Source organism: Limimaricola hongkongensis DSM 17492 (genome assembly GCF_000600975.2).
Taxonomy (GTDB): Bacteria; Pseudomonadota; Alphaproteobacteria; order Rhodobacterales; family Rhodobacteraceae; genus Limimaricola; species Limimaricola hongkongensis.
Window position 1 is genome coordinate 80,749 of sequence record NZ_KK088649.1, and the last position, 13,832, is coordinate 94,580.

14 protein-coding genes are annotated in these 13,832 nt (G+C 68.5%); 11 read left to right on the forward strand and 3 right to left on the reverse strand.

Annotation, left to right across the window (positions count from 1 at the left end; all coding sequences use genetic code 11):
* A partial coding sequence (locus tag LOKHON_RS02365) for a GTP-binding protein (RefSeq protein WP_036082276.1) occupies window positions 1–211 on the reverse strand: 211 nt, incomplete at its 3' end.
* Window positions 212–360: 149 nt separating this feature from the next.
* Entirely contained in the window at window positions 361–2,679 is a 2,319-nt protein-coding gene (gene parC / locus LOKHON_RS02370) for a DNA topoisomerase IV subunit A (protein WP_017928011.1), read from the reverse strand.
* Between the two features lie 142 nt (window positions 2,680–2,821).
* Between parC and LOKHON_RS02375 the strand changes: the two genes are divergently transcribed.
* The 9 genes from LOKHON_RS02375 (at window position 2,822) to LOKHON_RS02415 (ending at window position 10,430) form a co-directional block, all read left to right on the forward strand.
* Window positions 2,822–3,316, forward strand: a complete 495-nt coding sequence (locus tag LOKHON_RS02375) for an SH3 domain-containing protein (protein WP_017928010.1) — start codon at window positions 2,822–2,824, stop codon at window positions 3,314–3,316.
* Window positions 3,317–3,420: 104 nt separating this feature from the next.
* On the forward strand, window positions 3,421–4,248 hold the full coding sequence (locus tag LOKHON_RS02380) for an SDR family NAD(P)-dependent oxidoreductase (protein ID WP_026147422.1): 828 nt from the start codon (window positions 3,421–3,423) through the stop codon (window positions 4,246–4,248).
* A gap of 86 nt (window positions 4,249–4,334) precedes the next feature.
* Window positions 4,335–4,538: a twin transmembrane helix small protein gene (locus tag LOKHON_RS02385; RefSeq protein WP_017928008.1), complete on the forward strand. Its 204-nt coding sequence runs from the start codon at window positions 4,335–4,337 to the stop codon at window positions 4,536–4,538.
* Complete coding sequence (locus tag LOKHON_RS02390; protein WP_017928007.1) at window positions 4,538–5,110, forward strand: cob(I)yrinic acid a,c-diamide adenosyltransferase; 573 nt, start codon at window positions 4,538–4,540, stop codon at window positions 5,108–5,110. The genes LOKHON_RS02385 and LOKHON_RS02390 overlap by 1 nt, the downstream gene beginning before the upstream one ends.
* Before the next feature lie 90 nt (window positions 5,111–5,200).
* On the forward strand, window positions 5,201–6,148 hold the full coding sequence (locus LOKHON_RS02395) for a calcium-binding protein (RefSeq protein WP_017928006.1): 948 nt from the start codon (window positions 5,201–5,203) through the stop codon (window positions 6,146–6,148).
* A gap of 160 nt (window positions 6,149–6,308) precedes the next feature.
* Entirely contained in the window at window positions 6,309–6,578 is a 270-nt protein-coding gene (rpsO, locus tag LOKHON_RS02400) for a 30S ribosomal protein S15 (protein WP_017928005.1), read from the forward strand.
* Window positions 6,579–6,763: 185 nt separating this feature from the next.
* A complete protein-coding gene (gene pnp, locus LOKHON_RS02405; protein WP_026147421.1) occupies window positions 6,764–8,896 on the forward strand; it encodes a polyribonucleotide nucleotidyltransferase in 2,133 nt (710 codons plus the stop codon).
* A 174-nt stretch (window positions 8,897–9,070) separates the two neighbouring features.
* Window positions 9,071–9,727, forward strand: a complete 657-nt coding sequence (locus LOKHON_RS02410) for a hypothetical protein (RefSeq protein ID WP_017928003.1) — start codon at window positions 9,071–9,073, stop codon at window positions 9,725–9,727.
* A 139-nt stretch (window positions 9,728–9,866) separates the two neighbouring features.
* Complete coding sequence (locus LOKHON_RS02415) at window positions 9,867–10,430, forward strand: L,D-transpeptidase (protein WP_017928002.1); 564 nt, start codon at window positions 9,867–9,869, stop codon at window positions 10,428–10,430.
* Window positions 10,431–10,467: 37 nt separating this feature from the next.
* Here the strand turns inward: LOKHON_RS02415 and LOKHON_RS02420 are convergent, their stop codons facing one another.
* A complete protein-coding gene (locus LOKHON_RS02420) occupies window positions 10,468–11,121 on the reverse strand; it encodes a peroxiredoxin (protein WP_017928001.1) in 654 nt (217 codons plus the stop codon).
* A gap of 116 nt (window positions 11,122–11,237) precedes the next feature.
* Here LOKHON_RS02420 and LOKHON_RS02425 point away from each other — a divergent pair, with 116 nt between their 5' ends.
* Both LOKHON_RS02425 and LOKHON_RS02430 read left to right on the forward strand, forming a co-directional pair.
* Window positions 11,238–12,686: an aldehyde dehydrogenase family protein gene (locus LOKHON_RS02425; protein ID WP_017928000.1), complete on the forward strand. Its 1,449-nt coding sequence runs from the start codon at window positions 11,238–11,240 to the stop codon at window positions 12,684–12,686.
* Window positions 12,687–12,885: 199 nt separating this feature from the next.
* Window positions 12,886–13,821 (forward strand): ring-cleaving dioxygenase, encoded by a 936-nt coding sequence (locus LOKHON_RS02430; RefSeq protein ID WP_017927999.1) that lies wholly within the window; start codon window positions 12,886–12,888, stop codon window positions 13,819–13,821.
* Window positions 13,822–13,832 lie beyond the last annotated feature (11 nt).

The following is a 13,832-nucleotide window of genomic DNA, read 5'->3' on the forward strand; positions in this document are numbered from 1 at the left end:
GGCGGGTCTCGGTCTCGTACTCGACATGGGCGGTCGAGATGGTGATCCCGCGGGCCTTCTCTTCCGGCGCGCCGTCGATCTGGTCGTAGGCCTGGAAATCACCGAAATACTTGGTGATCGCCGCCGTCAGGGTGGTCTTGCCGTGGTCCACGTGACCGATGGTCCCGATGTTCACGTGCGGTTTGGTGCGTTCGAATTTAGCCTTTGCCATCTGCGCTGGCGCCTCGCGTGTTCGGGGGCCTCCGTGTGGCCCGGTTCGACATCGCGGGCGATGTATTTGCATCCGGGACAGAAATCAAGCGGCAAGAGGCGCGCGGCTTTCGCCGCGCGCCTCTCCTGCCCCGTCCGGGACGCGCCGCTTCAGTTGAACATGTTGTCGCGCGGAAAGCCGCGCGGCGCCATGCGCCCGGCGGTCGCGCGCTTGGCCGTCCAGTCGGCCAGATCGCTCTGGGTCCGGGTCCGGCCAGCCGGATCCTTCCACGACAGCCCCGCCTCCATGACGAAGGTCGTGGCGTCCGACAGCCCGCCATCCTTGTATTTCTGAAGCCGCACGCCCTTGCCGCGGGTCATCTCGGGCAGCTCGTCGAGCGGGAAGACGAGCACCTTGCGGTTGTCGCCCACCACCGCGACCGCGTCGCCGGTCACCGGCTTGCAGATCCGCGCGGCCACGTCGCCCTTGACGTTGAGCACCTGCTTGCCGGCGCGGGTCTGGGCCAGCACCTCGTCCTCGTTGACGACGAAGCCGTCACCGGCAGAGGACGCGACCAGAAGCCGCCGCTCGGGGCGGTAGAGATGCAGCGCCACGATCTGCGCCTCGTTCGGCAGATCGACCATGAGCCGCAGCGGCTCGCCCATGCCGCGCCCGCCGGGCAGGCTGGTGGCCGAAACGGTATAGAACCGCCCGTTCGAGCCGAAGACGAGAATCCGGTCGGTGGTTTCGGCGTGCAGGATGAAGCGGCCCTTGTCGCCATCCTTGAACTTCAGCTCGCTGTCGAGCGCGATGTGACCCTTCATCGCCCGGATCCAGCCCATCTCCGAGCAGACGATGGTGATCGGCTCGCGCTCGATCATCGCCTCGATCGGCACGTCGGGGATCTCGGTGCCCTCGGCAAAGCCGGTGCGCCGGTCGCCGCCGGGCGTGCCGTGACCCATCAGCTTGCGCGTTTCGCGCAGCTGCGCGGCGATGGATTTCCACTGAAGCTCCTCGGAGGCGAGCAGGTCCTCGAGCCCGGCCCGCTCCTGCATCAGCGCGTCCTGCTCCTTGAGGAGCTCCAGCTCCTCGAGACGGCGCAGGCTCCTGAGCCGCATGTTGAGAATCGCCTCGGCCTGCACCTCGGTCAGACCGCCGCCGCCCAAGGCTTCGCTCAACGGCGAGCGGTAGTCGCGCTCGGATACCGCGCGCACGTGGTCGCGGTCCCAGTCCTCGGCCATCAGCGCCTGTTTCGGCTGATCGTCGTAGCGGATGATGTCGATGACGCGGTCGAGGTTCAAAAAGGCGGTGATGAAGCCTTCGAGCACCTCGAGCCGGTGGTCGATCCTTTCCAGCCGGTGCTGCGAGCGGCGCGCGAGCACCTCGCGGCGATGGTCGAGAAAGGCGCGCAGCACCTCTTTGAGCGAACAGACCTTGGGCGTCAGCCCGTCGATCAGCACGTTCATGTTGAGCCCGAAGCGGATCTCCAGATCGCTGTTCTTGAACAGCATCCCCATCATCATTTCCGGCTCGACCGTTTTGGCGCGCGGCTCCAGCACGATGCGCACATCCTCGGCGCTTTCGTCGCGCACATCGGCCAGAAGCGGGATCTTGCGGGTCTGGATCAGCTCGGCCAGCCGCTCGATCAGCTTGGATTTCTGCACCTGGTAGGGGATCTCCGTGACCACCACCTGCCACTGGCCGCGGCCCAGCTCCTCGACCTCCCAGCGCGCGCGCAGGCGGAACGAGCCGCGCCCGGTGCGATAGGCCGCGAGGATGTTCTCGCGCGGTTCGACCAGAACGCCGCCCGTGGGGAAATCGGGGCCCGGCACGAGATCGACCAGCTTCTCATCCGAGACGCCGGGCGTCCTGATCATGTAAAGGCAGGCCTCGATCAGCTCGTGCAGGTTATGCGGCGGGATGTTGGTGGCCATGCCGACCGCGATCCCCGAGGAGCCGTTGGCGAGCAGGTTCGGAAAGGCGGCGGGCAGCACCGCGGGTTCGGTCAGCGTGCCGTCGTAATTGCCGCGGAAATCGACCGCGTTCTCGGTCAAACCCTCCATCAGCGCCTCGGCGGCGGCGGTCAGCCGGGCCTCGGTGTAGCGGGCAGCGGCGGGGTTGTCGCCGTCGATATTGCCGAAATTGCCCTGCCCGTCCACGAGCGGATAACGCACCGCGAAATCCTGCGCGAGGCGGGCCATCGCGTCGTAGATCGCGGCATCGCCATGTGGGTGATAGTTGCCCATCACGTCGCCGGAGATCTTGGCCGATTTGCGAAAGCCGCCCGTCGAGGACAGCTTGAGCTCGCGCATGGCATAAAGAATGCGGCGGTGCACGGGTTTGAGCCCGTCGCGCGCATCGGGCAGCGCCCGGTTCATGATCGTGGAGAGCGCATAGCTCAGATACCGCTCGCCTAAGGCGCGGCGCAGCGGCTCCGTGAGACCCGTGTCGGGGGCGGGCTGGACGGCGTCGTCAAGGGGGTCAGGCATGAAAAGCTTCCTATCGGCGGGAACCATCGGCGTAAAGTCGCGGTTGGACAGGCACAGGGTCAGCAAGATCCCGCGCCGCGGCAGGCGTCACGCCAAGGTGACCCGTCCGGCGGGGGTGTTGAGCAGAGCAAAAGAGGTCGTCATGAAGCATGTTTTCGGTATCGGTGCCACCTTCCTGCTGCTTGGCGTGGGCTATTACGAAATGTCCGGCGGCGCCGATTTCCAACCCGAAACGATGATCGGGGCGGTGCAGGCAAGCACCCCCTCCGCCGACATGATCGCCCGCAACGACATCGAGCGCAGCGAGTCGGGCATTCCGGTCAGTGCGATGCGCGAATTCCCCGAGAATGTCGAGCTGATCTCCGCCGCCTTCATGCCCAAGACCCCGCAGCCGGCCCCCGAAGAAACCGTCGCCGCCGAAGAGACCGTGGCCACCGTCGAGCTTCGGCAGGTGAGCGGCGACTGGGTCAACATGCGCCAGGGCCCCGGCACCGGCCATGCCGTGCTCGACACGCTGCCGCGCGGCACCGAGGCCAAGCTGATCGAACGCGCCGATGGCTGGGCCCGGATCGAGATCACCGCCACCGGCGAAAGCGGCTGGATGTCGGAGCGGCTGCTCGCCCCCGTCGAAAGCTGAACCCGCCGGGGCCGACCTCACGACCTGCAGGAAAGGGCGTCCCATACGGGGCGCCTTTTTCGTTGCGGCCCCGCCCCGGCCCCGCCATGACGATCCGAATGGACATGCCCCGCACCCTTCTCGTCACCGGCGCCTCCTCCGGTATCGGCCTCGCCTGCGCCCGCCACATGCGAAATCGCGGCTGGCGCGTCTTCGCCTCCTGCCGGGCCGAGGCCGATTGCGCCGCCCGCCGCGCCGAGGGGTTCGAGGCCCCGCGGCTCGACTACGCCGATCCCGACAGCGTCGCGGCGGGGCTGGCCGCGGTGCTCGACGCGACCGGCGGGCGGCTGGATGCGCTTTACAACAACGGCGCCTTCGCCTGCCCCGGCGCGGTCGAGGACCTGCCGCGCGAGGCGCTGCGCGAGATCTTCGAGACCAACCTCTTCGGCTGGCACGACCTGACCGCCCGCGTCCTGCCGGTGATGCGCGATCAGGGCCATGGACGGATCGTCAACTGCTCCTCGGTGCTGGGCCTCGTCGGGATCAAGTGGCGCGGTGCCTATGTCGCGACCAAGTTCGCGCTCGAAGGGCTGACCGACGTGCTCAGGCTCGAGATGGCCGGGACCGGCATCCATGTGAGCCTGATCGAGCCGGGCCCCGTCACCTCGCGCATCCGCGCCAATTCGATCCCGCATTTCGAACGCTGGATCGACTGGCGGCATTCGGCCCGGCGCGCGGAATACGAGGGCGGGCTGCTTGAGCGGCTCTATACCGCGCGCGGCCCCGACCGGTTCGAGCTGCCGCCCGAGGCCGTGGCCGTCAAACTGGCCCACGCGCTGGAGGCCCGGCGCCCGCGGCCGCGCTACTACGTCACCACGCCGACCTACCTGTCGGGCACGCTGCGCCGGCTTTTGCCGACCCGCGCGCTCGACCGGGTGCTGTCGCGGGGGTGACGGCCCCGAAGGGGGCGCGACACCGCGCCCGCTTTGCCTTGGCCCGCCGGGCCGCTAGATCGTGACCCAACCGCGAAAGGCCGCTCATGCTTCAAGATCCGTTATTCATCCTCGTCGTCATCGCCGTCCTGATCGTCGCCGGAATCCTGATGCTCGGGGTCGGCACCTTCGGCAAGGGCGGCGAGTTCAACCGCAAATACGCCAACAAGATCATGCGCTGGCGCATCGGCGCGCAATTCGTCGCGGTGCTGCTGATCCTGCTTTACGTCTTTCTAAGGGGGGCGGGCTGATGGTCGTTCTGAACCGCATCTACACCCGCACCGGCGACAAGGGCGACACCGCGCTCGGCGATGGCAGCCGGGTGGCCAAGGACGACCTGCGGGTCGAAGCCTATGGCACGGTCGACGAGACCAACGCCGCGATCGGCGCGGCCCGGCAGCACGCGACCGGCGACCTGGACGCGGCGCTGGGCCGGATCCAGAACGATCTGTTCGATCTCGGCGCCGATCTGTGCCGCCCCGAGCCCGCGCGCGACGCCGAGGCGAAACACCCGGTGCTGCGCATGGTGGCCGGGCAGACCGACCGGCTGGAGCGCGAGATCGACGCGATGAACGACAAGCTGGAGCCGCTGCGCAGCTTCGTGCTGCCGGGCGGCTCGGCGCTGGCCGCGCAGCTGCACCTGTGCCGCACCGTGTCGCGCCGGGCCGAACGGCTGGCCGTGGCGCTGGCCCGCGCCGAATCGGTGAACGGGCATGCCGTGCGCTATCTCAACCGGCTGTCGGACTGGTTCTTCGTGGCCTCGCGCATGGCCAATGACGAAGGCCGCGCCGACGTGCTGTGGCAGCCCGGCGCCAACCGCTGAAGACACCCCATTAACCCTCGGCCCGGCTTTCGGGCCGGGGCCGGCCTTGGCCGTGCTAGCCTGCGCTCCGCCCCCGCCGCGGAGATCGCCATGTTTGCCCTGCTCGGATTGCTCGGTCTTGCCCTGACCGGCGCGGCGCTGCTGCCGCCCACGCTGATCGAGGAGGAACCCGATCCCGGCGATATCGGCGATGACGAGATGCGCGATCCGCTGCCGCCCGACGCCGTGTTCGGCCCCGCCCCTGCCGCCGCGCCCGGGGACGCCCCGCCGCCGCCCGAGCCGCAAGACGCGCCATCCGCACCGCCCCAGCGCCTGTCCGACACCGGCACGGGCGGTTCCGACGTGATCTTCGGCGGCGCGGCGGATGACGACATCATGGCCGGCCCCGGCGACGATCATGTCGACCTGCGCGATGGCGACGACCGGGCCGATGGCGGCGCGGGCGGGGACGAGATGCATGGCGGGCGCGGCGATGACGCGCTGCGCGGCGGCACGGGGGCCGATGCGCTGTGGGGCCATGTCGGCGACGACGCGCTCTGGGGCGGGGATGGCGATGACCGGCTGCGCGCGGGCGACGGGGCCGACCGGCTGTTCGGCGGCGCGGGCGACGACGCGCTCGGCGGCGATCGGGGCGACGACGCGCTCGATGGCGGGCCCGGGCGCGACGTGCTGCATGGCGGGGCGGGCGACGACCGGCTGTCGGGCACGGGCGACGGCGCGGGCGACTGGCTCAATGGCGGGGCGGGCGACGACAGGATCGCGGCGGGCGCGGGCGACATCGCGCATGGCGGCGCGGGCGGCGACCTGTTCGCGCTGCGCAGCGCCGAGGCGGGCGCGCCCGCGGTGATCGCCGATTTCGACGCCGCGCAGGACCGGATCATGGTGCTGCACCCCGAAGGGGCCGTGCCCGAGCTGACGCTCGAGCCCGCGCCCGAAGGCGTGCTCTTGCGCGCCGACGGCGCGGCGCTGGCGCGGCTCGACGGGGTGGCGGCGCTGCCGCCGGGGGCGGTGCTGTTCCTGACCGATCGGGCGGCCTGACCCCGCGCGGCGTCGCGCCGCAGCATGACGCTTTCCTTTTCGGGTGATTTGCACTATGGGCACGCATCCACCGCCCTATATGGGGGGTGGAGCTCCATGGGCCCTGCTGGACGACATCCCGGCTTGTGCCATCACCTCTCACTTTGAAAAGGAGACCCCGATGTCGATCACCGTGGAAGACAAGGCCAAGGTCGTCAGCGATTTCGCCACCAAGGAAGGCGACACCGGTTCGCCCGAGGTGCAGGTCGCGATCCTGACCTCGCGCATCGCGACCCTGACCGAGCACTTCAAGACCCACAAGAAGGACAACCACGGCCGCCGTGGCCTTCTCAAGATGGTCGCCCGTCGCCGCAAGCTGCTTGACTACGTCAAGGGCAAGGACGTCGAGCGTTACAAGGCCCTGATCGGCCGCCTCGGCATCCGCCGCTAAGGTTTTCGGGACCGCGCCATCGGCGCGGTCCCTTTCATATCCGGGATGGCGCGGACCGGGCTCGCCCCGCGTCACGGAAACACGAGAGCCAGGGGCATCCGGCCCCTCCGCAACCCGCCCCCAGGGATTGTTCACGCATTAGGGGGGCACAAGGGCCCGAAGGTCGGGCCAGAATGGAAAAGACGATGTTTCACGACGTGAAAAAATCGATCCAGTGGGGCGAAGAGACGCTGACGCTGGAAACCGGCAAGGTCGCGCGTCAGGCCGACGGTTCGGTCATCGCGACGCTGGGCGAAACCAGCGTGATGGCCAACGTCACCTTCGCCAAGGCGCCCAAGCCCGGTCAGGACTTCTTTCCCCTGACCGTCCACTACCAGGAAAAATACTATGCCGCCGGCAAGATCCCGGGCGGCTTCTTCAAGCGCGAGGCGCGCCCGACCGAGAAGGAGACGCTGACCGCGCGCCTGATCGACCGGCCGATCCGCCCGCTCTTCGTGCCGGGCTTCAAGAACGAAGTGCTGGTGATGTGCACCGTGCTCAGCCATGACCTCGTCAACGACCCCGACGTCGTGGCGATGATCGCGGCCTCGGCCGCGCTGACCATTTCGGGCGCGCCCTTCATGGGCCCGATCGCGGGTGCCCGCGTCGGCTTCGTCGATGGCGATTACGTGCTGAACCCGACCGTCGACGACATGCAGAACCTGCGCGCGAACCCCGAGCAGCGCCTCGACCTCGTGGTCGCGGGCACCAAGGACGCGGTCATGATGGTCGAGTCCGAGGCCTACGAGCTGACCGAGGACGAGATGCTCGGCGCCGTCACCTTCGCGCATGAGCAGATCCAGCCGGTGATCGACCTGATCATCGATCTGGCCGAAGAGACCGCGAAAGAGCCGTTCGACTTCACCCCCCCGGATTACTCGGCGCTGTTCGACGCCGTGAAATCGGCGGGCGAGGAGAAGATGCGCGCCGCCTTCGCGATCACCGACAAGCAGGAGCGCACCGCCGCCGTGGCGAACGCCCGCGAGGAGATCAAGGCGCAGCTCACCGAGGAGCAGCTCGAGGACGCCAATCTCGGCTCCGCGATGAAGAAGCTCGAATCGACCGTGCTGCGCGGCGACGTGGTCAAGAAAGGCCAGCGCATCGACGGCCGCAACCTCGACACGGTGCGCGACATCGTGGCCGAGACCGGCATGCTGCCGCGCACCCATGGCTCGGCGCTGTTCACCCGCGGCGAAACGCAGGCGCTGGTCGTGACCACGCTGGGCACCGGCGATGACGAGCAGTTCATCGACGCGCTGCACGGCAACTTCAAATCCAACTTCCTGCTGCACTACAACTTCCCCCCCTACTCGGTGGGCGAAGTGGGCCGCGTGGGCAGCCCCGGCCGCCGCGAGATCGGCCATGGCAAGCTCGCCTGGCGGGCGCTGCAGGCGGTGCTGCCGGCGGCGACCGACTTCCCCTACACCATCCGCCTCGTCTCCGAGATCACCGAATCGAACGGCTCCTCGTCGATGGCTTCGGTCTGCGGCGGGTCGCTGGCGATGATGGATGCGGGCGTGCCGCTCAAGGGCGCGGTCGCGGGCGTGGCCATGGGTCTCGTGCTGGAAGATGACGGCTCCTACGCGGTGCTGACCGACATCCTCGGCGACGAGGATCACCTGGGCGACATGGACTTCAAGGTCGCCGGCACCGCCGAGGGCATCACCTCGCTGCAGATGGACATCAAGGTCGCGGGCATCACCCCCGAGATCATGAAAAAGGCGCTGGCGCAGGCCAAGGATGGCCGGATGCACATCCTGGGCGAGATGAACAAGGCGCTGTCCGGCGCCGCGGACTTCTCGGTCCACGCCCCGCGCATCGAGACCATGCAGATCCCGACCGACAAGATCCGCGAAGTGATCGGCTCGGGCGGCAAGGTGATCCGCGAGATCGTCGAGGTGTCCGGCGCCAAGGTCGACATCAATGATGACGGCGTGATCAAGATCGCCTCCGCCAACGGCGAAGCGATCCAGAAGGCCTATGACATGATCTACTCGATCGTGGCGGAGCCCGAAGAGGGCAAGGTCTACAAGGGCACGGTCGTGAAGCTCGTCGATTTCGGCGCCTTCGTGAACTTCTTCGGCAAGCGCGACGGCCTCGTGCACGTCTCCCAGATCGAGAACCGCCGCCTGAACCATCCGTCGGATGTGCTCAAGGAAGGCCAGGAGGTCTGGGTCAAGCTTCTGGGCTTCGACGATCGCGGCAAGGTGCGCCTGTCGATGAAGGTCGTCGACCAGGAGACCGGCGAGGAAGCCAAGGCGGACGCGCAGGCCGAGTGAGGCCCGCCGTTTTCGCAGACGGGAAAAGGGGCCTTCGGGCCCCTTTTTTCGTGCGTGCCGCACTGCGGCGATATGGCCACACGGAATTGTGACCATTGCGTGCCCCATCACCTTCAGGTTGCGCAGGATCAGGCCTTTTCGGCAGATGCGGGGACACTCAACAGGATATCCCCGATGCCCCGCACTCTTCCCCTCGCCGCCGCCCTCGTCTTTGCTGCCGCCACCGCGCAGGCACAGTCCGTCGAAGGCGCATCCGCCGGTTTCGGCGTCTCCACCTTCGGCCTTTATGGCTCGGCTGCCTACGAGGTGATGCCCAAGCTGCGCCTGCGCGGCGTGCTGACCGGCATTCCGGATTTCGAGTTCGAGGGCGACAAGGATGATTTCGGCACCGACATCACCGCCGATGGCAGCCTTGGCGGCATCGCGGCGCTGGCCGATTATTACCCCAATGGCGGTGGCTTCCGCCTCTCGGGCGGCCTGTTTTTCTCCGACAGCACCCTCGACGGCAGCGGCACCGGCTTCGAGGCCGATGACGGCATGCGCTACGACGACGCGCGCATCGACGCCTCGATGCGTTTCGAAGAGGACGTCGCCCCGATGCTTGCCATCGGCTATGTCAGCGGCGGCGCGCGCGGCTGGGGCTTTGAAAGCGAGATCGGCCTGATCGGCATTGGCGGCGTCAACGTCACGCTCGACGGCACGAGCGGCGATTCCAGCGTCGATGCCGAGTTCGAGCGGGACCTTCAGGAGATGGAAGACGACGCCAACGAGATGGGCGAGGATCTCGTGGTCTACCCGTGGCTTTCGCTCGGCGTCAGCTACCGGTTCTGATCCGGCGCATTCCCGATCCAAGGCGGCCCCTCGGGGCCGCCTTTTTCGCTTTGGCGGAATTAACCAAGCCGTCCCGATTCGGTGCTATGCTTGCCTGCATCGAGGCGAACCGGGCCGCAGAGCCCGGAAAGGAGCAGGCATGAAACTCACGAGACGAGGCATTCTCGCGGCCGCGGCCGCAACCATTGCCACCGGGCCGGTGCTGGCCGCGCCGCCGCGCGTGGTGAAGATCCCGCGCGAATGGCTGCCGACGGAGATCCCGGTGAACGCGGCGCTGGCACCGGGCCAGATCCATGTGCGCATCGCGCAGAACCGGCTTTACTGGACGCTCGGCCATGGCCGCGCGATCCGCTACGTCGTGGCGCTGGGCGCGGCGGGGCGCAATTTCGCCGGCACCGCGCAGGTGGCGCGCAAGGCCGAATGGCCCGCATGGACCCCCACCGCCAACATGATCCGTCTCGAGCCCGAGATCTACGGGCCTTATGCGGGCGGGCTGCCGGGCGGCCACGCGCGCAATCCGCTCGGCTCGCGCGCGCTCTATCTCTACCAGAACGGCCGCGACACCTATTACCGCATCCACGGCACGCCGCAGCCATGGACCATGGGGCGCAAGTTCTCATCGGGCTGCGTGCGTCTGATCAACGAGCATGTCGAGGATCTCTATGCCCGCGTGCCGGTCGGCACGACCGTCGTGGTCGCCTGAAACGGGGCGCCCCCGCGCTGGGGGCGCCCCGATCGCCTTACTGCGGCGCCTTGGTCATCCGCAGATAGGGCAGCACGGTCTCGAACTCGCCGAACTTCGCGCGGGCATCTTCGTCCGAGAGCGTCGCCGGGATCACCACGTCCTGGCCCACCTGCCAGTCGGCCGGGGTCGCCACGCCCTTGCCGGTCGACATCTGCAGCGCGTCGAGCGCGCGCAGCACCTCGGCGAAGTTGCGGCCCACCGTCATCGGGTAGGTCATCGACAGCTTGAGCTGCTTGTCGGGGCCGATGATGAACACCGCCCGCACCGTGGCGCTGTCGGCGGGGGTGCGCCCTTCGGGCAGATGCGCCTCGGCGGGCAGCATGTCGAAGGCTTTCGACACCTCCAGCCCCTCGTCACCGATGATCGGGAAATCGGGCGCGGCTCCACCGGCCTTCTCGATGTCCTTTTTCCAGCGCTTGTGATCCTCGACCCCGTCGACGGACACGCCGATCACCTTGGTGTCGCGCTTTTTCCATTCCTCGGACAGCCGGGCCACGGCACCGAATTCGGTGGTGCAGACCGGGGTAAAGTCCTTGGGGTGGCTGAACAGGATCGTCCACTTGTCGCCCACGAATTCGTGCAGCCCGTAGCGGCCCTGATCGGTTTCGACCTCGAGATCCGGGATCTCGTCATTGATGCGCAGTCCCATGTCATCCTCCTGCTGTACCGGTCACGCCCGGAACATAGGCACGGGGCGCCGGGTGCACCACCGCTTGAAGCCGGCTTTCGGCGGTGACACTCTTCGCGCCAGACGGAGGACACCCCATGATCGAGAAACGCGACTTCTACATCGACGGGCGCTGGGTCGCGCCCGCCTCGCCACGCGACTGCGAAGTGATCGACCCTTCGACCGAAGAGCCCTGCGCGGTGATCTCGCTGGGCGATCAGGCCGACACCGACGCCGCCGTGGCCGCCGCCCGCCGCGCCCTGCCCGGCTGGCGCGCCACGCCCCCCGCCGAGCGCCGCGCCGTGGTCGAGCGCATCCTCGCGCAATACGAATCCCGCAAGGAGGATCTCGCGCAGGCGATGAGCCGCGAGATGGGCGCGCCGATCGATCTGGCGCGCAACAGCCAGGCCGCCGCCCTGCCCGGCCATCTCAAGGCCTTTCTGCGCGCCTTCGACGAGATCGAATGGCTTCGCCCGCTGGGCGAGCACGCCCCCGACACGATGATCGCGCTGGAGCCGATCGGCGTGGTCGGGCTGATCACGCCGTGGAACTGGCCGATGAATCAGGTCACGCTCAAGGTGATCCCGGCGCTGCTCGCGGGCTGCACCATCGTTCTGAAGCCGTCCGAAGAATCGCCGCTCTCCTCCATCGTCTTCGCCGAGATGCTCGATGCGGCGGGCGTGCCCGCGGGCGTGTTCAACCTCGTCAACGGCGACGGCGCGGGCGTCGGCACGCAGCTGTCGACGCATGAAGACGTGGAGATGATCTCCTTCACCGGCTCGACCCGCGCGGGGCGCGCGATCTCCAAGGCCGCGGCCGAGACGCTCAAGCGGGTGACGCTGGAGCTTGGCGGCAAGGGCGCGAATCTCGTCTTTGCCGATGCGGGTGAAAAGGCGGTGGTGCGCGGCGTGCGGCACTGCATGCAGAACACCGGCCAGTCGTGCAACGCGCCGACAAGGATGCTGGTCGAGCGCGGCTTCTACGACGAGGCGGTCGAGATCGCCGCCCGCACCGCGCAGGAGACCGGCGTCGGCCCGGCGAGCGAGGAGGGCCGCCATATCGGCCCGCTGGTCAACAAGGCCCAGTGGGACAAGGTGCAGGGCCTGATCGAGACCGGCATCAAGGAAGGCGCGCGGCTGGTCGCGGGCGGCCCCGGCCTGCCCGAGGGCGTCAATCGCGGCTACTTCGTCCGCCCCACCGTCTTTGCCGACGTGACCCGCGACATGACCATCGCCCGCGAGGAGATCTTTGGCCCCGTGCTGTCGATCATGCCCTTCGAGGACGAGGCGGAGGCGATCGAGATCGCCAATGACACGCCTTACGGCCTGACCAACTACGTGCAGTCCGCCGACCCGGCCCGGCGCAACCGCCTCGCGCTCGCCCTGCACTCGGGCATGGTCGAGATGAACGGCCGCCCGCGCGGCGCCGGCGCGCCCTTTGGCGGCGTCGGCCAATCGGGCCGCGCGCGCGAGGGTGGCGTCTGGGGCATCGAGGAGTTCCTCGAGGTCAAGGCGATCTCCGGCTGGGGGCTCGACGCCGCCGAGTGACACCGGAACGGGGCGTGCGCTCTCCATCGCGCGCGCCCCGTTTCACCATTCCCCAAATACGCATGGCGACCGATCCGGGCCCGCGCCGGGCCGAAGGTCGCCGCCTTGTGCATCCACGCACCGATCCCGCGCCCGGGCCGGGGATTTGGCCCGCCGCGCCGCGCGCTATGTCTTGGGTCAACGTCACAGGAGCCAAGACATGCTGACCCAGATCCGTGGCCTGCACCACGTCACCGCGATGGCATCGGGCGCGCGCGCCAACAATGCCTTCTACACCGACACGCTCGGCCTGCGCCGGGTCAAGAAGACGGTGAATTTCGACGCGCCGGATGTCTATCACCTCTATTACGGCGACCAGATCGGCACGCCCGGCACGGTGATGACCTATTTCCCCTTTCCCGACGCCGCGCGCGGTCGCCGGGGCGCCGGGGAGGTTTCCCTGACCTCGTTTTCCGTGCCCGAGGGCAGCCTCGACGCATGGCAGGCGCGGCTCGACGCGCGCGGCGTGCAGAACCTGTCGCGCGACACCGCCTTCGGCGCGGCCCGGCTACTGGTCGACGGCCCCGATGGCGAACGCCTCGCGCTGGTCGAGACGCCGGGCGACGACCGGGCGCCGTGGACCGGCGGCGGCGTGGCGGCGGACATCGCCATCCGCGGCTTTCGCGGCGTGGAGATGCTGTTGCGCGACAAGGCCGCCACGGTCGAGCTCTTGACCTTCATGGGCTACCGCGAGACCGCGGCCGAGGGCGCCGTGACCCGCTACGCGGTCGCGGGCGGCAACCCCGCCGACGCGGTCGACATCCGGCTCGACCCCGCCGCGCATCGTGCCGCGTCGGGCGCGGGCTCGGTGCATCACATCGCCTTCGCGGTGGAGAATCGCGACGCGCAGGCCGAGGTGGCGCAGCGTCTCGCCGAGTCGGGATGGCAGACCACGCCGCAGATCGACCGCGATTATTTCTTCGCGATCTATTTCCGCAGCCCCGGCGGGGTGTTGTTCGAGATCGCCACCAACGAGCCGGGCTTCGACCGCGACGAGGACCGCGCGCATCTGGGCGAGGCGTTGAAGCTGCCCCGACAGCACGAGCATCTGCGCGAGAAGCTGGAGCGCAGCCTGGAGCCGCTCGACGGCGCCTGAGCCCTGCCGGG

Excerpts from the sequence above, each read along its gene's own strand:
- parC (WP_017928011.1), bottom strand. The coding sequence starts at position 2,679 with ATGCCTGACCCCCTTGACGACGCCGTCCAGCCCGCCCCCGACACGGGT.
- LOKHON_RS02375 (WP_017928010.1), top strand. The coding sequence starts at position 2,822 with ATGAAGCATGTTTTCGGTATCGGTGCCACCTTCCTGCTGCTTGGCGTG.
- LOKHON_RS02380 (WP_026147422.1), top strand. The coding sequence starts at position 3,421 with ATGCCCCGCACCCTTCTCGTCACCGGCGCCTCCTCCGGTATCGGCCTC.
- LOKHON_RS02385 (WP_017928008.1), top strand. The coding sequence starts at position 4,335 with ATGCTTCAAGATCCGTTATTCATCCTCGTCGTCATCGCCGTCCTGATC.
- LOKHON_RS02390 (WP_017928007.1), top strand. The coding sequence starts at position 4,538 with ATGGTCGTTCTGAACCGCATCTACACCCGCACCGGCGACAAGGGCGAC.
- LOKHON_RS02395 (WP_017928006.1), top strand. The coding sequence starts at position 5,201 with ATGTTTGCCCTGCTCGGATTGCTCGGTCTTGCCCTGACCGGCGCGGCG.
- rpsO (WP_017928005.1), top strand. The coding sequence starts at position 6,309 with ATGTCGATCACCGTGGAAGACAAGGCCAAGGTCGTCAGCGATTTCGCC.
- pnp (WP_026147421.1), top strand. The coding sequence starts at position 6,764 with ATGTTTCACGACGTGAAAAAATCGATCCAGTGGGGCGAAGAGACGCTG.
- LOKHON_RS02410 (WP_017928003.1), top strand. The coding sequence starts at position 9,071 with ATGCCCCGCACTCTTCCCCTCGCCGCCGCCCTCGTCTTTGCTGCCGCC.
- LOKHON_RS02415 (WP_017928002.1), top strand. The coding sequence starts at position 9,867 with ATGAAACTCACGAGACGAGGCATTCTCGCGGCCGCGGCCGCAACCATT.
- LOKHON_RS02420 (WP_017928001.1), bottom strand. The coding sequence starts at position 11,121 with ATGGGACTGCGCATCAATGACGAGATCCCGGATCTCGAGGTCGAAACC.
- LOKHON_RS02425 (WP_017928000.1), top strand. The coding sequence starts at position 11,238 with ATGATCGAGAAACGCGACTTCTACATCGACGGGCGCTGGGTCGCGCCC.
- LOKHON_RS02430 (WP_017927999.1), top strand. The coding sequence starts at position 12,886 with ATGCTGACCCAGATCCGTGGCCTGCACCACGTCACCGCGATGGCATCG.